The sequence below is a fragment of the Cobetia sp. MC34 genome, from assembly GCF_018340035.1.
GTDB classification, from domain to species: Bacteria; Pseudomonadota; Gammaproteobacteria; order Pseudomonadales; family Halomonadaceae; genus Cobetia; species Cobetia amphilecti.
In genome coordinates, this window is the sequence record NZ_JADPPY010000025.1 from 24215 (window position 1) to 43843 (window position 19629).

At 65.3% G+C, this 19629-nt stretch carries 13 protein-coding genes; 7 read left to right on the forward strand and 6 right to left on the reverse strand.

Translation table 11 applies throughout. The features are described from left to right. Positions 1-35: 35 nt before the first annotated feature. Positions 36-2879 carry a DUF349 domain-containing protein gene (locus IZU87_RS12815; RefSeq protein ID WP_213114769.1) on the reverse strand — a complete coding sequence of 948 codons (2844 nt, stop codon included), beginning with the start codon at positions 2877-2879 and terminating at the stop codon, positions 36-38. 525 nt (positions 2880-3404) lie between these two features. On the opposite strand from IZU87_RS12815, the gene minC reads away from it, so the two are divergent. The 4 genes from minC (at position 3405) to sbcB (ending at position 6963) form a co-directional block, all read left to right on the forward strand. Then, positions 3405-4163, forward strand: coding sequence for a septum site-determining protein MinC (gene minC / locus IZU87_RS12820; RefSeq protein WP_213114770.1), 759 nt, complete (start codon positions 3405-3407; stop codon positions 4161-4163). Positions 4164-4245: 82 nt separating this feature from the next. Continuing rightward, positions 4246-5064, forward strand: a complete 819-nt coding sequence (gene minD / locus IZU87_RS12825; RefSeq protein WP_054557277.1) for a septum site-determining protein MinD — start codon at positions 4246-4248, stop codon at positions 5062-5064. Then, entirely contained in the window at positions 5061-5321 is a 261-nt protein-coding gene (gene minE, locus IZU87_RS12830) for a cell division topological specificity factor MinE (protein ID WP_213114771.1), read from the forward strand. Before minD ends, minE begins: the two co-directional genes overlap by 4 nt. A gap of 166 nt (positions 5322-5487) precedes the next feature. Then, on the forward strand, positions 5488-6963 hold the full coding sequence (sbcB, locus tag IZU87_RS12835) for an exodeoxyribonuclease I (protein WP_043336470.1): 1476 nt from the start codon (positions 5488-5490) through the stop codon (positions 6961-6963). A 164-nt stretch (positions 6964-7127) separates the two neighbouring features. Here sbcB and IZU87_RS12840 read toward each other — a convergent pair whose 3' ends face one another. Next, positions 7128-10112: an insulinase family protein gene (locus tag IZU87_RS12840; protein WP_213114772.1), complete on the reverse strand. Its 2985-nt coding sequence runs from the start codon at positions 10110-10112 to the stop codon at positions 7128-7130. A 140-nt stretch (positions 10113-10252) separates the two neighbouring features. Next, a complete protein-coding gene (locus tag IZU87_RS12845; protein WP_279878444.1) occupies positions 10253-10963 on the reverse strand; it encodes an SOS response-associated peptidase in 711 nt (236 codons plus the stop codon). 295 nt (positions 10964-11258) lie between these two features. Between IZU87_RS12845 and IZU87_RS12850 the strand changes: the two genes are divergently transcribed. Together IZU87_RS12850 and IZU87_RS12855 are read left to right on the forward strand one after the other, a co-directional pair. Then, positions 11259-11903 (forward strand): TetR/AcrR family transcriptional regulator, encoded by a 645-nt coding sequence (locus IZU87_RS12850; protein ID WP_043336466.1) that lies wholly within the window; start codon positions 11259-11261, stop codon positions 11901-11903. Next, on the forward strand, positions 11900-13792 hold the full coding sequence (locus IZU87_RS12855) for an MFS transporter (protein WP_213114773.1): 1893 nt from the start codon (positions 11900-11902) through the stop codon (positions 13790-13792). Before IZU87_RS12850 ends, IZU87_RS12855 begins: the two co-directional genes overlap by 4 nt. 122 nt (positions 13793-13914) lie before the next feature. Here the strand turns inward: IZU87_RS12855 and IZU87_RS12860 are convergent, their stop codons facing one another. The 3 genes from IZU87_RS12860 to IZU87_RS12870 all read right to left on the reverse strand — a co-directional run bounded on the left by IZU87_RS12860 (position 13915) and on the right by IZU87_RS12870 (position 17642). After that, positions 13915-15150, reverse strand: coding sequence for a multidrug effflux MFS transporter (locus tag IZU87_RS12860; RefSeq protein WP_213114774.1), 1236 nt, complete (start codon positions 15148-15150; stop codon positions 13915-13917). Between the two features lie 317 nt (positions 15151-15467). Beyond that, positions 15468-16745, reverse strand: a complete 1278-nt coding sequence (locus IZU87_RS12865; RefSeq protein WP_043336457.1) for an HlyC/CorC family transporter — start codon at positions 16743-16745, stop codon at positions 15468-15470. Positions 16746-16844: 99 nt separating this feature from the next. Beyond that, complete coding sequence (locus IZU87_RS12870) at positions 16845-17642, reverse strand: cytochrome C assembly family protein (protein ID WP_043336454.1); 798 nt, start codon at positions 17640-17642, stop codon at positions 16845-16847. A gap of 384 nt (positions 17643-18026) precedes the next feature. On the opposite strand from IZU87_RS12870, the gene ffh reads away from it, so the two are divergent. Next, complete coding sequence (gene ffh / locus IZU87_RS12875) at positions 18027-19484, forward strand: signal recognition particle protein (protein ID WP_213114775.1); 1458 nt, start codon at positions 18027-18029, stop codon at positions 19482-19484. Positions 19485-19629: the final 145 nt, after the last annotated feature.

Genomic DNA, 19629 nt, shown 5'->3' on the forward strand with positions numbered 1-19629 from the left:
TGCGAGCGCGTCGTCACCAGCTCAAGAGCACTGGCTCAGTGATTGAACAGCGCATCGAAGCGCGGCAGTTCGGTCTGCCAGGCGTCCCAGTCCAGCGGACCATTGGCGAGCAGCGCATCCAGCACCTCATCCAGCTCTTCTTCACGCTCCATGCGCTCGCCCAGCTGCTGGTTGATGCGCGCGACCTGCACGGTCAGGCGGCGTGATTCATCTTCGCTGCCCAGCGGGGCCTCGAACAGAATGGCCAGGTGGACACGCAGCTCGGCCAGGCGCTCATTGGCGGCGCTGCAGTTGCTCGGCAGGGCCTGGCGCATCTGGTTGCGCGCCGCATTGGCCTGACGGCTGTTGTCGTCGAAGGCCGAGGTGTTCGGCAGCTCGACATCCTGCACGTCGCCGTTGCGCGCGCTGGCATCCGCCACGGCGTGCTGTTCGAGCAGGTCACGCCATTGCTGCCATTCCTCGCGCAGCTGCAGGGCGTGCAGTTCATCCAGACGCTGCTCGCGACGCTTGAGAATGCCGGTCCAGCGACGACGCATGCCGTCGCCCCGCTTGCCGCGCGGCAGCGGGCCGAGGGTGTCGGCTTCCTTCAGGGCATCATCAAGCAGGGCGGCGTCTTCCAGTGTCTCCGGCTCCCAGCTGTCGAGGCGTTCGATCAGCGCCTGCCACTGATCCAGACGTGCCTGCTCGCGGCTGTCGCGGTCTTCGCGGTCCTGATCACGTGCAGCGAAGATGCGATCGCACGCCGCGCGGAAGGCGGCCCACAGGCGTTGCTCTTCGCCCTTGGGCGCGCGGCCCATCTCGCGCCAGCGACTCTGCAGTGCCTTGGCCTGTTCGGCGCGGGCACGTGCCGGTGAGTCCTCATTGGCCAGCGCCTCGACGGCGTCGACCAGTGCCTGCTTGGCGGCGGCGATCTGGCCCGCGCGGCTGTCGATCAGCCCCTGCAGTGCCGTCAGTGCCTCACCGAAGCGGTGCGACAGCTGGCGACCGGGACCTGCGGGCACCGGCGTGTGGCGACGCCATTCCTCACGGGCGCGATCACGGATCTGGCGCAGGGAGTCGGGGTCGGCATCGTCCATGGCGTGGCCGTTGAGCGATTCGAGCTGCTCGCAGAGCGCTTCGCGCATGGCCAGATTGTGTTCACGCAGCTGCTTGCGCGATTCGCGGTAATCCCGCAGGCGCAACTTGATGGCGTCAGAGGCAGTGCGGAAGGCCTGGCTGGCATCGCGGCTGGCGGCCGCATCACCCAGCTCGCGCCATTGCTGAATCAGCTGCTGGTGCTGGCGGTCGCGCTGCTCATCGCTGATGTCATCGCGCTCGCTCAGGGTGGTGATGGCCTCGAGCAGCTGCTCGCGCTTGGGCGCCGCGACGAAGTTCTGCCAGTCACGGAGTTCCGCGACACGCGCGCCCAGCTGGCGCAGGCGTGTCTGGCGGGCATTGTCGAGCTGGCCTTCGGTGCGATCGCGCAGTGAGCGATGCAGACGGCTGGCCGGCTTGAGCTTGCCGGCATCGAGATCCGCTTCCAGGTGTGCCAGTTCGGCATCCAGTGCGTCCAGATCCAGGCTCGCCTTGCCGTCGGCCGCGCGGGGGGCGTCAGCTGACTCGGCGTCTTGTGCAGGGCTGCCATCGAGCGCGTCCTGCTCCTGCGCTGCCTCTGCCGGCTCTTCCGGCTGCGCCGCGCTGATCGCCTGACGCACCGCACTCAGGCTGGCGGTCTGCGGCAGACCCGCAGGCCAGGCCACTTCGCTTTCCAGACGACGCAACTGGTCGATGTCATTGTCGACCAGCGCGGCATCCAGCTCGCCCTGGCACAGCTGATGGCGATGCCAGGCATCGAGGGCGTCCTGCAGCTGCTGTTGCAGGCGCTGCTGACGTTCGAGCAGTTCGGCCGGGGCCGAGAACTGGTCGGTCAACTCGCTCCAGCGCTCTCCCTGCAGACGGCGCTGGGCCTGCAGGCTGGCGAAGTCGTGGTCATTGACGCAGTCGCGGCTGTAGAGGTCTTCCCGCGCCTGATCCACGGCGCTGAGGATCTCTTCCAGGTGCGTATTGAGGTTGGCGCTCAGACGCTCATGGGCGCGAATGGCTTCCTCGCGGGCCTCATGGTCGCTGATGACCTTGTGCGCCTGCTGGCGTGCCTCTTCGAAGCGCTGTTGAATCTCGTAGTCCGCGGCCGGCAGACGCTCCCACTCGCGCAGCAGCGAGCGGTAACGCGAGGGCACGCTGTCTTCCCACGCCTGACGCGGCAGCTTCTCCATCTGGCGCAGCAGGTTGTCGCGGCTGGCGGCCAGCGCGTCGGCCTGCTGGGCATCGGCACGGCGCTGGGCGAGGGTGTCGCGCGCCTGACGCTGCACGTGACGGTCTCGCTTGGCATCGCGCACCAGACGCTCGAGGCCGGCCTGGCTGGTGATGCGGGCGGCAGCGGCATGGCGCACGGCGGCGATGGTGTTGTGGCAGGCCTGATGGATCAGCGCCTCTTCATCTTCCAGACGGCTCAGTGCGGTCAGACGCAGTTGCTGGTTGTCGCCGCGGGACGCCACGGCGGACAGCAGTTCGCTATCGTCCAGGCGCTCGACCAGCTGTTCACGGCTCAACAGTGAGGGCGCATCCTGGCCGCCGCTCAACAGTTCGATCAGGCGCTCGCGTACCAGGCCATCGGCGCGGTCGAGCAGCGGCAGCAGACGCTCGGGAGATTGCATGCGCGTCAGGGCGGCATGGCGCACTTCCAGGGCGTCATCTTCGAGAATCAGGGTCTCCAGGATCTTGCGCTGGTCTGGAATCTCCGGATCAAGCTGGTCAGTGGCAGCGGAGCGAATGGCAGGGTTGGCGTGTTGCCAGCGAGGAGTGAACAGGCGGCCAGTGAGGCGGGAGAGCAGTCCGGTCATGAGAGAGCGGTTATCCAGGCAAAAAATAGAGGGGCGCAACAATTGGCCGCACACTCGGCGGGTGCAATCGGGTGGGCACGACGGAGTGGGCGGAGTGACGGCGCATGAATTTCGTCACCCCGCTATCTTACCAGTCACAGCCCCCCGTTGTGTGGTATCGCATGTCGATCGATGTGCCTTATTGCACGCGCGCGGCGGCGTGCAGGGCGACCGGCGGCGGGTGACAGGTCGGCAAGGGAGCCACGTCGTAGGCTCGCGACACCTGACAGTGCCTGCTGCTGGCCGTATCATCAGTTGCAGCACTGTGTTCGCTCACATAGTTTTGTACGTTACCGCTATGCCATTCAGTGTCTGTCATTCATGCTCGGCGCCTATCAAGCAGTCGCTGTGCCGTGTGCGACGGCGAGCTATGTTATTCAGGTGGCCTTTCCAATCGAGGGTCGCCTTGAGGATGCCGTGAACAGCACGTGCATCATCAAGAGTGTCGGAGGGCTTCGACACTCCTTACGCAACCGGAGTCAGGTCATGAGTCTCAGTACGGACAGGGCCCCTCAGGCCTTCACCTTCAAGGGCGGCATGCTGCCGATGACGGTCATGGAGCTGGTCAGCGGTGATCCGGAGCAGATCCGTGCTCAGCTGGCCAGCAAGCTCAGCCAGTCGCCGGCCTTCTTTCAACATACGCCGGTGGTGCTGAGCGTCGAGAAGCTCGACGAGCCGCATCTGGCGCTGGAGCGCATCTGTGCCGTCTGCCGAGGGCACAAGCTGCTGCCGGTCGCGGTGCGTGGCGGTGGAGACCCGGTGCGTCAGTCCGCCTGGGCGTTGGGGCTGGGGTGGTTCCCGCCGCAGGAGAATCGCGGGCGCTCCCTCGAGTCCGTGCCGCCGGTGGCCGCTGAACCGGTCGCCGAACCTGCCGAGACAGTCGCGGACAGCGCGGCTGAGAAAGCGGGGCCAGCCCACGCCAGCAAGGTGTATCGCGGCACGGTGCGCTCGGGCCAGCAGGTCAGCGCACCGGAGGGCGATCTGGTCATCATCGGCGCGGTGAATGCCGGCGCCGAGATCCTGGCCGCCGGCAGTGTGCACATCTATGGCGCTCTGCGTGGCCGCGCGCTGGCGGGTATCCATGGCGATCGCAACGCCAGCATCTACTGCAAAGAACTGCACGCCGAGCTGCTCTCGGTGGCCGGAACCTACAAGCGACTCGATGACATCGACAATCGCCTGCTGGGTGCCAATGTCGAAGTCGTGCTTGAACACGACCAACTCTGTATCGCACGACTCGGCTGACCCCAGCACTGTGTTCTGAACGATATCCAATATTTACAGGTGATCCTCGCTCGGCGAGGGACTCTCAGCAAGGAAGATACCTTTGGCCAAGATTATCGTAGTGACGTCAGGCAAGGGCGGAGTCGGCAAGACGACCAGCGCCGCCGCCATTGCCACCGGACTGGCTTTGCGCGGCAACAAGACCGTAGTGATCGATTTCGATGTGGGCCTGCGTAACCTGGACCTGATCATGGGCTGCGAGCGCCGTGTGGTCTATGACCTGGTCAACGTCATCCAGGGCGAAGCCAATCTCAAGCAGGCCCTGATCCGCGACAAGCGCATCGACAACCTGCACATCCTTCCGGCCTCCCAGACCCGTGACAAGGACGCGCTGACGCTGGAAGGCGTCGAGAAGGTGCTCGACGCGCTGCGCGAGGAGTTCGATTACGTCATCTGTGACTCGCCGGCCGGTATCGAGCGCGGTGCCCAGCTGGCGATGTACTTCGCTGACGAGGCCGTGGTGGTGACCAACCCGGAAGTCAGCTCGGTACGTGACTCCGACCGCATCATCGGCCTGCTGTCTTCCAAGACGCGTCGCGCCGAGAACGGCGACACCCCGGTGCGTGAACACCTGCTGATCACCCGTTACCATCCGGCGCGCGTCACCGGCGGTGACATGCTCAACCTGACCGATATCCAGGAAATCCTGTCGATCCCGCTGATCGGCCTGATTCCGGAATCCGACGCCGTGCTGCGCGCGTCCAACCAGGGTGTGCCGGTCACGCATGACCAGAAGAGCGATGCCGGCCAGGCGTACGTGGATTGCGTGTCCCGCCTGTTGGGCGAGGAAGTGCAGCTTCGTTTCCATGAAGTCGAGAAGCGCGGTCTGCTGGCCAGAATGTTTGGAGGGGGGCGCAAGTGAAATTACTGGATTTTCTGAAGCGAGAGCGCAAGAAGACCGCCAATGTCGCCAAGGAGCGGCTGCAGATCATCGTCGCGCACCAGCGTAGCCAGCGTGACCAGCCGGATTACATGCCGATGCTGGAGCGTGAGCTGCTCGAGGTGATTCGCAAGTATGTGCAGGTCGACCAGGATGCCATCAACATCTCGCTGGACCGCGAAGACGACTGCTCGGTGCTGGAACTCAACGTCACTCTGCCGCGCCCCGGCGAGACCTGAGTTCGCGGGGCGTCGGGTGCTTGCCACCTGAGGCGTTGCCGAGCGGGCAGCGCCTGCGACGTCCCGAACCAGCCCATGCCCATTGCCTGCCAGAGCACCGTGCCAGCCTTGCTGGAGACGGTGCTCTGGCACGTTCATTTTTCGACCGCCCGCGTGGAGACATCCTGTGGCAGAGCCCACCTTCCTGTGGCACGACTACGAGACCTTCGGCGCCGACCCGCGCCGTGATCGTCCTTCGCAGTTCGCGGCCATCCGTACCGATGCTGACTTCAATGAGATCGGCGAGCCGCTGACCCTCTATTGCAAGCCGGCCGATGACTTCCTGCCCCAGCCGATGGCGTGTCTGATCACCGGCATCACCCCGCAGCAGGCCGAGCGTCGCGGCATTCCCGAGGCCGAGTTTGCCGGGCGCATCAATGACGAGATGAGCGTGCCGGGGACCTGCACGCTGGGCTACAACAGCCTGCGCTTCGATGATGAAGTCAGCCGTCATCTGTTCTACCGCAACTTCCTCGACCCCTACGGGCGTGAGTGGCAGAACGGCAATTCACGCTGGGACCTGATCGATGTCGTGCGCGCCTTCCATGCCCTGCGCCCGGAAGGCATCGAATGGCCCAAGCGAGAAGATGGTGCGCCCAGCTTCCGTCTGGAGCACCTGACGGCGGCCAATGGCATCGAGCACGCCGGCGCGCATGACGCGCTGGTGGATGTGCGCGCCACCATTGCGCTGGCACGTCTGCTCAAGTCGCGCAATGCGCGGCTGTTCGATTACCTGCTCAAGCTGCGCAACAAGCGCCATGTCGCCAGCCTGCTGGATATCGGCGCACGCAAGCCGATGCTGCACATCTCGCGTCGCTATCCGGCCTCGCGGGCCTGTGGCGCGCTGGTGGTGCCGCTGGCGGAGCATCCTTCGAATGCCAATGGCGTGATCGTCTATGACCTCTCGGTAGATCCGGCGCCGTTGATGGAGCTGTCACCGGAGGAGATACGTGCCCGTGTCTTCGCCAGTGCCGATGACCTCGCGGAAGGCGAGGAGCGGATTCCGCTCAAGGTCATCCATCTCAACAAGAGTCCGGTGCTGCTGCCGGCCAATGCGCTCAAGGATGTGTCCGGGCCGCATGAGGGCGAGTACGGCGAGATCGCCGCGCGCTTCAAGATCGACCCCGCCCAGTGTCGCGTGCACTGGAAGTGGCTGAAGGACAACGCCGGTGTCGGCGTGAAGGTGGCGCAGGTATTCGCCGAGGCACCGCCGGCCGGCCCGGCTGATCCGGACTTGATGCTCTATTCCGGTGGCTTCTTCTCGCCTGCGGACCGCAAGGAGATGGAGCGGGTACGGGCCACCCATCCCGAGGCGCTCGACGATACGCCGTTCGCCTTCCAGGATGGCCGACTCGAGGAGATGCTGTTCCGCTATCGTGCGCGCAGCTACGGCTACACGCTCAATTCCGCCGAGCGCGAACGCTGGGAGCAGTGGCGCTGGGAGCGCATGAACGATGAGCAGGTCGCGAGCCTGACCGTGAAGGGCTTCGTCAGCGAGATCCAGCGGCTGGCCCAGAGCGAACAGGACCCGGACCGCGTGCAGATTCTCGAAGAACTGGCGATGTACGTGGAAGGCATCATGCCGCCGCAGGCCTTCGGCTGATGACGGGCTAGCCGGCCCGCTGTGCTTGCCGGCAAGGCATGAATGAACAAGACCCCGACGCGGTTATTGAACTGCACCGCGTCGGGGTCTTGTCGTTTCAGGCGCCCGTCCGGTGAGGGCCGGCGTCTTGTTTGCCCGCCAAGCCGCTGGCGGGCCGGCGAGACTCAATGCTGGGCATTGCCGCTGGCTTCGGCAGAGGGTGCCGCCAGGGTCGCGCCTGTCTCGGCGCGCGGCGCCTCGGGCAGCGGCGGCAGGTCCAGTTCGGTAAGGCGCTGGTCGAAGTCGCTGGGCGTGCCGGGGTCGAAGGCCAGTTCCAGCGCGCTGGAGTCATTCAGCTGCTGCCAGATGGCGCGGATATCCTGCGCGCTGACCTGCTCGACGGCCGCGACCAGTTGCTGGCGGCGGTCAAAGCCTGTCCAGCCGAAGCTCAGCTCGCTCCAGTTGCGCGCTGCCAGCTCGGACAGCTTGCGGGGCTTCTGGGTCAGGCTGTCGACGACGGCGTCGCGGTAGCTGGCAAGCGCCGCCTCATCCAATGACTGTACGCGGTTGTCGAAGCGGGTGAGGAAGGCATCCATGCGCGAAAACAGCGTCTTGCTGTCCTTGGACGGCGACTGCACCAGCAGGCTCAGCCCCGGCGCATCGAGCATGGGCGAATAGCGTGCGGAGACGATATAGCCGAGTTGCTCCTCGGTGCGCAGCTGGCTGTAGAAGGGCGCTTCGAGCAGCTGACCCAGCACCGCGATGCGGGCCTGGGACTGCAGCGTACGGTCCTTGCCCTGCAGGTAGCGCAGGACACCGGCATCGCCGCGTGTGCTGTCCGGGCGCAGTACCGTGTGCTGGGTGACCTGACGCACTTCCAGGTCTGGCACCGCCTCGCGCGTGATGCGCGGCGCAAGCCCGTTGATCACCAGCTGGCCGGTCTCGCGGGCCTGGTCGGCGGTCAGATTGCCGGTCACCATCGCCTGCACGTGCAGCTTGGCAAGGAAGCGCTTGCGGAAGCTGTCCAGTGACTGGGCGTCGATCTTGTCCAGGGCCGCCAGTTGTTGCTCGGCGGTGCTCGGCAGGCCGACCAGCGTTTCGCTGAGGCTGCGGCCCAGGCGCGTGTAGAGCGGTGCCTGGACGCGGTTCTGCAGGCTGCGGCGCAGGCGTTGAGTGATGCGTTCCAGGGTGGCGGGGGCCATCTCGCCATTCACCAGCTGGTCGAGCACTTCACGCATTTCCGGCTGCTGACCATCGCGCCAGCCACTGAACTGCAGGGTGATGCCACGTCCATGGGCATAGACCAGCGCATCCTGTCCGGCCAGACGTGCCGGATACAGACGCGCGTTGAGGCTGTCATTCAGCCACGCCGCCAGCACCTGACTCATGGCCTGGTCATCCACCGAGCGACTGACGTCGGGATTGAGCAGACCGAAGCGCCATTCGGCCTTCGGCACGCCGAAGCTTGCATCGCCCTGATACCAGAGCTCGGCACCGGGCTCATCGATCAACTGGCTCGGCTTGGCGTCGGCCAGGTCGAGTACGCGGAAGTCCTTGGCCAGATAGGGGTTGGGTCTGGGCAACGCCAGCTGGCTGGCCAGGGTGTCGTCGCCGGCGGTCTGAGCAGCGGCATCCGCCGTCAGGCGCGTCAGGGTATAGGGCGCCTTGAACCACTCGCCCTGTTGATCCCCCCCCACCTGCGGGCCGGAGTAGACCTCCAGCAGGTTGTCGGGTGTCAGGCGAGCGAGGGTGTCCTCGATCAGGTCCGGGTCGAAGTCCTGCATCAGGTAGGGCGCCGCCAGCACGTCCTCGATCGGGTAGCGCGTCATCATCATCGCCAGATTGCTGGCCAGATTGACCGGCGAGCTGCGCTGCTGGAAGCGGAAGCTCTGCTCGCCCAGCTGTGCCTGTTCGGTATAGCGCCAGTCGTTGATGCCCTCAGCGCGGATCAGGGCCAGATAGTCGAACAGCGCGGCACGGATCTCCGCCTGATGCTGCGCGCCCTCCGGGGTCAGGCTGATGTCGACGCTGAGCAGGGCATGCTCGCCATCACTGAGGCCACCGCCGGCCGAGAGGCCATCTGCCCAGCCCTTGTCCTTTAGCACCGCCAGCAGACTGCCTTCGCCCTCATGACCGATCAGGTTGGCCAGGTAGCTGACCGGCTGTGAGCGGTAGTGGGCAATCGGGTCGTCGATGGGGAACATGAACGACAGCTTGCGCTCCTGCTTGAGCGCCTTGACCTCGAGGCGTGCCGGCAGCTCGTCACCGCTGGCCAGGGGCGCGGTGATCTCGGGGCGCGACAGCCCGCGGTCGGGGACATCACTGAAGTTGTCACGGGCCAGCTGTTCGAGCGTTTCCAGCGACTGTGGCCCGACCAGGGACAGGCGCATCACGTTGGCGCCGTAGTGAGCCTGATAGAAGTCGACCAGTCGCTGGCGCAGGCTGTCGGCCTCGGTGTCCTTGAGGGTCTCGAGGCTGCCGACACTGAAGCGGTTGAAGGGGTGTTGCGGGTTGAGGGCCGCCTCGACAGCCTCGTAGATGCGCCGGCCATCGTCCTGCAGGCGTGCCTGATACTCGGAATTGACCGCATGGCGCTCGCGATCCACGTAGTCGGCATTGAACTGCGGGGCGACGAAGAAGCGTGCAAAGCGCGGCAGTGCCTCATCGAAGGCATCCGGGTCGATGTCGAAGAAGTAGTTGGTGTCCTGGCTGGCGGTGAAGGCGTTGTGCTGGCCGCCATGCTTGGTGATGAAGTCCTGGTAGGCATCCGGCTTCGGATAACGATCGGTGCCGAGGAACAGCATGTGCTCCAGGAAGTGTGCCAGCCCCGGGACATCGTCGGGGTCCTGGGCGCTGCCGACTTCGACATCGACGGCGGCGGCGGCCTTGTCGGCCTTGGCATCACTGACCAGCAGGACCCTGAGGCCGTTGTCGAGGGTCAGGCTGCGATAGAGTCGCTGGTCGTTCTCGCTCTTGATGACGGGACTGGCCTGCTCGGCTCTGGCGGGCGCCGTGCTTGAGGCGGAGTTGGCGGCCGGCGCGAGGGACGACGCGGGCGCGGAAGCCGGGCGGGTATCGGCATGGCTGATGGCCGGCGCCAGGCCACTCATGACGATGGCGGCAATGGCCGTGCTCAGTGCAAGAGGGCGAAATCCTGAAGGCAGTGACATCTTCTCTCCTGATTCACGCCACCGCTGCTCGGGCTGGTGGCGCTGACTCGGTGATGGTTCTCATTGGGCGAACATGCGCGCGAGGCGGTAGAGCGATGCAGTGCCGCCATCCTCGATACGTGCCGTCGGCGCAGGCGGATTCAGGTCAGCATCGGGCCGGTGGGGTGCGCGACGCTCCACTCCTGATGCTCGGGGTCGTTGACGAGACGTGCGACCGGGAAGGCGGCCAGGCTGGCATTCGGGGTCAGCATATTGCGTACCGTCTCCAGCGGCGTCTCGGCATTCAGCCAGTCGCGTACCTGATGCGGCGCGATCACGGCGGGCATGCGATCGGTCAGGCGTGACGTGACCCCGGCACACTCGACACTGATCAACGCGAAGCTGTCGCGACCCTCGGGGGGCAGCCCCTCCATCAGGGGAGCGCTGAAGTGGCGCGTCCACAGGGCGGCCAGCAACAGCGGGGCACGGGTCGGGTGCGTGACCAGAAACGGCTGCTTCATGCGCGGTTGTTCCTTCCACACATAGACACCGCCGACGGGGATCAGTGCCCGCTGGCTGATGAACGACTCGCGGAACATGCGTCGCGTTTCCAGCGACTCTGCACGTGCCACGTGCGGGGCGTGGTCCATGATCTCCAGCCAGCTGGGAGTCAGGCCCCAGAGTGCCGGCACCAGGCGCAGGCGGGGGCCTTCCATGCGCAGCATCGAGGCGGGCATGCGCGGGGCGCGATTGGCGCTGACCAGCAGTTCGCTGCGCAACTGGCGTTCGAGCGCGGGAGTCGCCAGCGACCCGAACAGTTCGTCGGGGGGCAGGTCAGCGGGGTAGGGGGGGATGTACAGACGACCGGCCACGAGAATCCTTTGAGGCGATGAGGCGAAGGGAACATGCAGCGGCAGCTGCTGCCTGAGATGGGGTGTGGATCGCGCTGCACGCCACGGATGCCAGCATGCCACACCTTGGTGGTGCTTGCGTTTGTGCTCAGTCTCGATATGCTGGACGGAAACACTGTTCGATTCAATGACCGATACGGGGTGCTCCAAGAGATGCCCGCAGGGCGTCGCAACCCTTTGCCCACCCGTGCTGTCCGAACACACACCGCGTCAGATTCGCTACGCGGTAACGCATCTCAAGCATCAGAGGAATTCGATGGCCCGTCCACGTCAGCATGCACCGGAAGCGCTGCATGCGCGGGTAATGGAGACCTGCGATGAATGGCTCAAAGAGCAGCCCGTTCACGCCCTGTCTCTGCGCAACCTGGCTCGCGAAGTCGGTTGTGCGCCCAGCACCCTGCTCAAGCTTTATGGCAGCTTCGGCAACCTGCTCCAGCACGTCAATCTGGCGACGCTGGACAGGCTGCGCGATGCGATAGCCGGACAGGAGACGCCGAGTCCTTCGGAGCGCCTCAAGGCCCTGGCGCGCGCCTACTGGGGCTTCGCCCAGCGCGACCCTTACCGCTGGCAGCTGCTGTTCGACTTCCCGCTCGCGCAGGAAGGGGAGCTGGACCAGCGTCAGAACGCGATGATCGAAGGGCTGTTCGAACGTGTGGAGGGGGCCTTGGTCGAGTACGCCCCACGCGTCGAGTCCGTCGAGGCCAAGCGCATGGCGCGCACGCTGTGGGGTAGCGTGCACGGTCTGGTGCAGCTGGGCATGAACGAGCGTCTGGGACTCTGGCAGGGGCAGCCACTGGAAGTGACGGAGCTGCTCGATCAGTTGCTGGACACCATGTTGGCGGGGCTCAAGGTACGCAGCGAGGCTGCGTGTGCGGGGGATGCCACGGAAGCTGGCAAATGAGTCGAGAACTGCTTCGGCGCCCCCGTTTTGCGCCCTTCTTCTGGACCCAGGCCCTCGGGGCCTTCAATGACAATCTGTTCAAGAACGCCTTGCTGCTGCTGATGACCTTCGTGGTCATCGAGCAGCGGGGCTGGGACACCGGCATCGTCAACAATCTGGCGGCCGGTCTGTTCATCCTGCCTTTTCTGCTGTTCTCCGCCTGGGGCGGCCTGTTGGCTGATCGCCTCGACAAGCAGCGCCTGATCGTGCGACTCAAGTGGCTGGAGCTGGCCACCATGAGCGTGGCGGCCGGCGCCTTGATCTTCGAGGCCTGGGAGTTGCTGCTGGCGCTGCTGTTCATGATGGGCACCCAGTCGGCACTCTTCGGCCCGGTCAAGTACGCCATCCTGCCCCAGCACCTCAAGCCGGATGAGCTGGTCAGCGGCAATGCCTGGGTCGAGCTGGGCACCTTCCTCGCCATCCTGATCGGTACCCTTGCCGCTGCGGCCTTGATGGCACTGGGCGGCGAGCTGGCACGCTGGGCGCTCTCCGCGTCGCTGGTCTCGCTGTCCCTGCTGGGCGTGATGGCGGCCGGCAAGATTCCGCCGGCACCCTCCGCTTCGCCCGGCCCCGTGCCGTGGCGGCCTCTCTCCGGCAGCATCGCGGTGATGCGTGAAGGGCTGAGCAATCGCCGGCTACGCTGGGCGCTGCTGGGCATCAGTGCCTTCTGGTTCCTCGGCGCCAGCTATCTGACGCAATTGCCGGCCTATGCGCGCGATATCGTGCATGGGGCCGAAGGGGCGACCTCTGCCTTGCTGGCGGCCTTTGCCATCGGCATCGGGCTGGGGTCGCTGGCCTGTGAGCGTGTCTCGCGCGGGCGTCTCGAGACGGGACTGGTGCCCTTCGGCGCGCTGATCATCTTCGCTGGCGGGCTGGATCTTGCCCTGCGCCCGGCACTGGCCGAGGCGCAGATGGCCACGCCCTTGATCGAGCTGCTGGGCATCGCCGGTTTCTGGCGCATGTGGCTGGATCTCGGCGTCATCGGCTTCGGCGGCGGCCTCTATATCGTGCCGCTTTACACCCTGCTGCAGATCCGCAGTCCTGAAGATCACCGCGCGCGCATGATCGCCGCCAACAACGTGCTCAATGCCCTGCTGATGGTGCTGTCGGCCGGTGCTGGCATTCTGGTGCTGGGCGTGATGGGGCGCGATATCCCGGACTTCCTGCTGCTGCTGTCCCTGATCAGCGGGCTGATCGCGGTGGTCTGCATGCTGCGTGACCCGCGGCCCTTCCTGCGCCTCAATATCTTCATCCTCATCCATCTGATGTATCGCCTGCACCTCAAGGGGCGCTGGCGGATACCGGCGGAAGGGGCGGCGCTGGTGGTGTGCAATCACGTCAGCTTCATGGATGCGCTGATTCTGGGCGGGGCCAGTCCGCGCCCGCTGCGTTTCCTGATGGATGCCGAGATCTATCATTCGCCGTGGCTGAAGTGGTTCTTCCGCATCGCCGGGGCGATACCGGTGGATTCCTCACGCAAGGACCCGGCAGGGGTGCGCCGCTCGCTGGAGGAAGTCGGCAAGGCGCTACGCGAGGGAGAGGTGGTGATGATCTTCCCCGAGGGCAAGCTGACGCGCGACGGTGAGGTCGGTCGCTTCCGGCGCGGGCTGGAGCTGATTCTGGCGCGTGACCCGGTGCCGGTGATTCCGATGGCGCTGGGTGGACTGTGGGGCTCCTGGTTCTCCCACGGCGGCGGGCCTGCCTTCGCCAAGTTTCCGCGGCGCCTGCGCGGGCGGGTAGAGCTGTGTGTCGGGCGTACCTTCGGCCCTGTCGGCACCAAGGCGGTGGAGCTCGAAGAGGCCGTGCGTGATTTGCATCGCAAGGCGACACGCCTGGCGCGCTCCCGCTAGCCGCTCCTGTTTTTCAGTGCTGCATGAAAATGCCGCCCATGCCGACACGATCGTCAGGCAGGGGCGGCATTTCACGTTCTGGCGACCAGCGGATGGCCACTGGTGGTGAGCGCGGCGTCGCGTCAGTCGCTGGACTGCTCGGAGGGAGCGGTGTGGCGCGTGACCCAGAAGCCGAAGCCGCCGATGGCCCAGGCGCCCAGCATGACCAGCGGCACCGACAGCATGTCATCGCCGCTCAGCCACAGGCTGGCCAGGGCGCCATAGAGGCCGCCGCCGAGATACAGCACCGTGCCGGAGATGGCATTGGCGGCACCATGGCCACGTGCGAACAGCGACTGGTAGTCGGCCATCACGTTGGGCGTGATCATGCCGCCGGCGCCCAGCACGAACAGGATGCCCGGAATCAGGGTGGCGACCTGGACGTTGTCGGTGATGACCAGCGAGATCAGCCAGGTGATGCCGATCCCCTGCATGCACAGCGCCACCTGAACCAGCTTGCGCGTGCGCAGATGCTTGAGGCCGAAGTGGTTGAGGCGGTTACCGATCAGCATCGCGCCGACATTGGCGCCGAAGGCCAGCGCGAACTCACCGGAGTTCAGCCCCAGCACGCCCTGATAGAGATAGCTCGCGTTGGTCAGGAAGGTGAACATGATGCCGGGTCCGCACAGCAGCAGCATCAGGTGCCCGGGGACGCCGCGCGTGGTCAGTACCGTGCGATAGCTGGCCAATGCACCGCGCAGGCTGAGCGGTGAACGCTCGCTGGCAGGCAGGGTCTCCGGCAGCCACTGGCGAATGGCGACTCCGGCGATCACGCCATAGACGGCCAGGCCGATGAAGACCATCTGCCAGGTGCTCAGCGCCAGGATGAGGGCGCCGAGGCTGGGGGCGACCAGCGGTGCTGCCATCAGCACCATCATGACGTTGGTCATCAGGCGCGCGGCGTCCTTGCCGGTCGCGACATCGCGCACCACGGTGCGAGAGACGCCGCCGGTCATGCCGGTCGCGATCCCCTGCAGGACGCGGAAGACCATCAGCCATTCCAGACTATGTGTCATGGCGCAGCCGAGACTCGCGATCAAGAACAGCACGATGCCGCCCAGCGCGATCGGGCGACGGCCCAGGCTGTCCGACAGCGGGCCACCACTCAGCTGACCGAAGGCGTAGCCGGCCAGGAAGAAGGTGATGGTCAGGCCGAGGCGGGAGTGATCGACACCGAATTCCGCGGCCATGGCGGGGATGGCGGGCAGGAAGGCATCCATCGATAGCGGGGCGAGCGCCACCATCAGGGCCAGCAGCACGGTGAAGCGAGGTTGTCGATGCAGAGCGGGGGACGCCGTTGGGGCGGAAGCTGAAGTCATGAGGGCCATTCGAAGGTTGTGGGGCATTGCAGCGGGAGCGGTGAGTCAGCCTGCTCTGGCGCAGGTCCGTGACGTCTGGCGCTGGCGGGCAGCGCGAACGCGCACAGCATAGCGTGGGTTCGGGCCGCTTGCGTGTCGTGATCTGCAACACCGTATTGCAGCTGGTTCTTGCACCTGAGCAGCTGTGTCTGAGCACCTGCAAATGAGTACCTGCAAATGAGCACCTGGGCGAGTTGCCGTGCCCCAGACGCGACAGGCCCGCCAATTGGCGGGCCTGTCGTCGAGAGTGCCGTGCTGCGTGGCAATGCGGGTGGGCGTCAGCTGCGCGTGGTGCGAGCCGCCTGCCAGCAGCGTGCCGAGGTGATCTGGTTGTCCTTCACCTGCTGGATCTCGATGCGCGTGGTGCCGATGGCGAGACTGGCCGGGGCATCCGGGAAGGATTCCAGATGTTCCAGAATCAGGCCGTTGAGCGTCTTGGGGCCGTCAGTCGGCAGCTGCCAGCCGATGGCCTTGTTGATCTCGCGGATGTTGGCGGTGCCTTCGATCACGTAGCTGCCGTTGTCCTGCGGGTGGATCTCCTGATGCGTACCGGCGACATCGGTGGTGAACTCGCCGACGATCTCCTCGAGGATGTCCTCCAGCGTCGCCAGCCCCTGCACATCGCCATACTCGTCGACCACGATGCCGATGCGGCGCTTCTGCTTCTGGAAGTTGAGCAGCTGGGTATGCAGCGGCGTGGATTCCGGGATGAAGTAGGGCTCGCGGGCTTCCTGGATGATGGAGGCCTTGGTGACCTCGTCCAGCGACAGGAAGCGCGCCGCGTTGCGCAGGTGCAGGATGCCGATGATGTTGTTGATGTCACCCTTGTAGACCGGCACCCGCGTGTGCTGACTGGCGCGGATATGGCTGAGGATGATGTCGAGGTCATCGTCCAGGTCGATGCCGAAGATCTCCTGACGCGGCACCATGATGTCATCGACGGTGACGTTCTCGAGATCGAGAATCGACAGCAGCATGCCCTGGTGGCGACGCGGGATCATGCTGCCGGCTTCGTGGACCACGGTGCGCAGCTCGTCACGGGTCAGGCTGTCGGCGCCGCCGCTGACATCGCGCACGCCGAACAGGCGCAGCAGGCCATTGGAGATGCCATTGACCAGCCAGACCAGCGGGTAGAGCAGCTTGAGCAACGGTTCCAGCACCAGCGAGGCCGGATAGGCGATGCGCTCCGGGTTCACGGCGGCCATGGTCTTGGGCGTCACTTCGGCAAAGATCAGCACCACGATGGTCAGCACGGCGGTCGAGACGGCCGGGCCCGAGACATCACCGAAGTAATGGATCGCGATGATGGTCGCCAGCGAGGCGGCCAGGTTGTTGACGAAGTTGTTGCCGATCAGGATGACGCCGATCAGGCGGTCCGGACGGGAAAGCAGGCGGGTAACACGCTTGGCGCCGCGCTCACCGCCCTTGGCACGGTGACTGAGACGGTAGCGGTTGATCGACATCATGCCGGTCTCGGAACTCGAGAAGAAGGCAGACAGGATGATCAGGATGACCAGTAGGCCGAACAGCAGCCCCAACGGGGTGTCGTCGCTCAAGAGTGAAGGGTCCTCGGTGGCGGATTTAGGCGCATGATACTGACACGCTCGCTGCAATGCATCAGGCGCAGCGAGCGATCTCTGTCGGGGTGGCAGGGCTTAGTGGGAAAATACCACTTGCAGCACGAACTTGGTGCCGAAGAAGGCCAGCGCCAGTACCAGGCAGCCGCCCAGTGTCCAGCGGGCGGCACGCTGGCCGCGCCAGCCCAGCACGTGATGCCCGAACAGCAACACGGCGAAGATGATCCAGGCACCGAGGCTGAGCACCGTCTTGTGAGCCAGATGCTGGGCGAACATGTTGTCCAGATAGATGGTGCCGCTGATGATCGACACGCTGAGCAGGATCATGCCGGCCCAGATCAGCTCGAACAGCGCACGCTCCATGCTGGTCAGTGCCGGCAGCACCTGGACGATGCCGCGGGTATGGCGCTTCTTGAGCGCGTGCTGTTGCAGCGACAGCAGTCCAGCCTGCATGGCCGCGATGCTGAAGAAGGCCAATGCCGCCACCGAGGTGAAGATGTGGGCGACCAGACCGGGGGAGAGCGGGTTCTCGGTGGTGGCGCTCGGCAGGTTCATCACGCCGAGCACGCAGGCGGCGGCGACCGGGAACAGCGCCGCGCCCCCAGCGATCACCGGCTTGAACAGACTGGCGATGACCAGCAGCAGGCAGATGGCCCAGCTGACAAGCGACGCGCTCTCGAACAGTCCGAGGTGCAGCGCGCCACCGTGGTTGAGCGTGACCCAGACGATGACGGCATGGCAGGCGACGGCGATCAGCGCCAGACTGCGCACCAGACGCGTGCGTGCCGGCACGCGGCGTGTCAGGGTAAGGCCCTGCCAGAGGCCGGCGCCGAGATAGAAGATGATGGCCAGAAAGGCAAAAGGCAGAGCCTGCATGTGCTGTTGTCCAGGTGCCGGAGGGTAGCGGGAGATCAGGCCTCGCTTGAGGCACTGTCTATCTGCAGAGACTATACCGAATGCGCCGCCGGGATTGCATCCACTCGCGGTGTCCTGTCGCGTGCTCTCGCGGGCGATGAGGCCTGCGCGGCGACAGACTCCGCATTGCATGACGATTGTCGGCGCTGCTTCCTTCATGCATGTCATCGCCAGGATGGCGACTTGCAAGTCTTGCATGCATGGAGACACGGCCGCCCTGTGCGTATAATGCGCGACAGGATAACCATTCACGCGCTGGGGCGTCATGCCGTGCGCCGGTCACGAGGTGGCTTACGCCCTCGTCCCCGCAGCGCGGACCCCAGACGTCCCTAGCCGGAGAGGCCCATGTTTCAAAGTTTGAGTGATCGCCTGTCGCATACGCTGAAGTCGATTACCGGCCAGGCCAAGCTGACGGAAGACAACATCAAGGACACCCTGCGCGAAGTGCGCAAGGCGTTGCTTGAAGCCGATGTCGCGCTGCCGGTGGTCAAGGCCTTCATCGAGCGAGTGCGCGAACGTGCCGTCGGTCAGGAAGTGTCCAAGAGCCTGTCGCCGGGCCAGCAGTTCGTCAAGATCGTCCAGCAGGAGCTGGAAGCGATCATGGGCGAGGCCAATGAAGGTCTGACGCTCAAGGGCAGTCCGGCCGTCATCCTGATGGCAGGCCTGCAGGGTGCGGGCAAGACGACCACCGTCGCCAAGCTGGCACGCTACCTGCGCGAGCGCGAGAAGAAGAAGGTGCTGGTGGTCTCGGCGGACGTCTATCGTCCGGCCGCCATCGACCAGCTGGAAACGCTGGCCAAGGAAGTCGGGGTCGATTTCTTCCCCTCTGACTCCTCCCAGCAGCCGGTGGCCATCGCCGAAGCGGCGATGAAGCACGCGCGTATCCAGTTCCACGACGTGGTGCTGGTCGATACCGCCGGTCGCCTGCATGTCGATGCCGACATGATGGACGAGATCGCCGCCCTGCACCGCAGCGTCAACCCCGACGAGACGCTGTTCGTCGTCGATGCGATGACCGGTCAGGATGCCGCCAACACCGCCAAGGCCTTCCATGAAGCCTTGCCGCTGACCGGTGTCGTGCTGACCAAGGCCGACGGTGATGCGCGTGGCGGTGCGGCCCTGTCCGTACGTCACATCACCGGCAAGCCGATCAAGTTCATGGGCATGGGGGAGAAGGTCGACGCCCTCGAACCCTTCCACCCGGACCGGATCGCCTCGCGTATCCTCGGCATGGGCGACATGCTGTCGCTGATTGAGGAAGCCGAGCGCACCGTCGACAAGAGCAAGGCCGAGCAGCTGGCCAGCAAGGTCAAGAAAGGCGAAGGCTTCGATCTCGAGGACTTCCGTGACCAGCTCCAGCAGCTCAAGAACATGGGTGGCATGGGCAGCCTGATGTCCAAGCTGCCGGGCATGGGGCAGCTGGCGGAAGTCGCCCAGAGCCAGGCCAGCGAGAAGGAGCTGGGCAAGCTGGAGGCGATGATCAACTCCATGACGCCCAAGGAGCGCCGCAACCCGGATCTCATCAACGGGTCGCGCAAGCGCCGCATCTGCATGGGCTCCGGTACCCAGGTGCCGGACCTCAACCGTCTGCTCAAGCAGCACAAGCAGATGGCCAAGATGATGAAGAAGGCCGGCAAGAAAGGTGGCATGCAGAAGATGATGCGTGGCATGTCCGGCATGATGGGCGGTGGCGGTGGTCCTGGCGGTGGTCCTGGCGGCCCCGGCGGTATGGGTGGCATGGGCGGTATGGGTGGCCCCGGCGGCATGGGCGGCATGGGCGGCGGACGCTTCCCGCGTCGCTGATTGCTGACCCGATGCCCGATGCAGCGCTGATGAGACATGGGCGCTGACACCAGGAATTGCGCTCCGTGGCACGTCCCGTGTCGCGGAGCGTGTGTATGGCCTTGGAAAAAGGTTTCCAAGGCTTGCCAATTTCCGTAGAATGTCG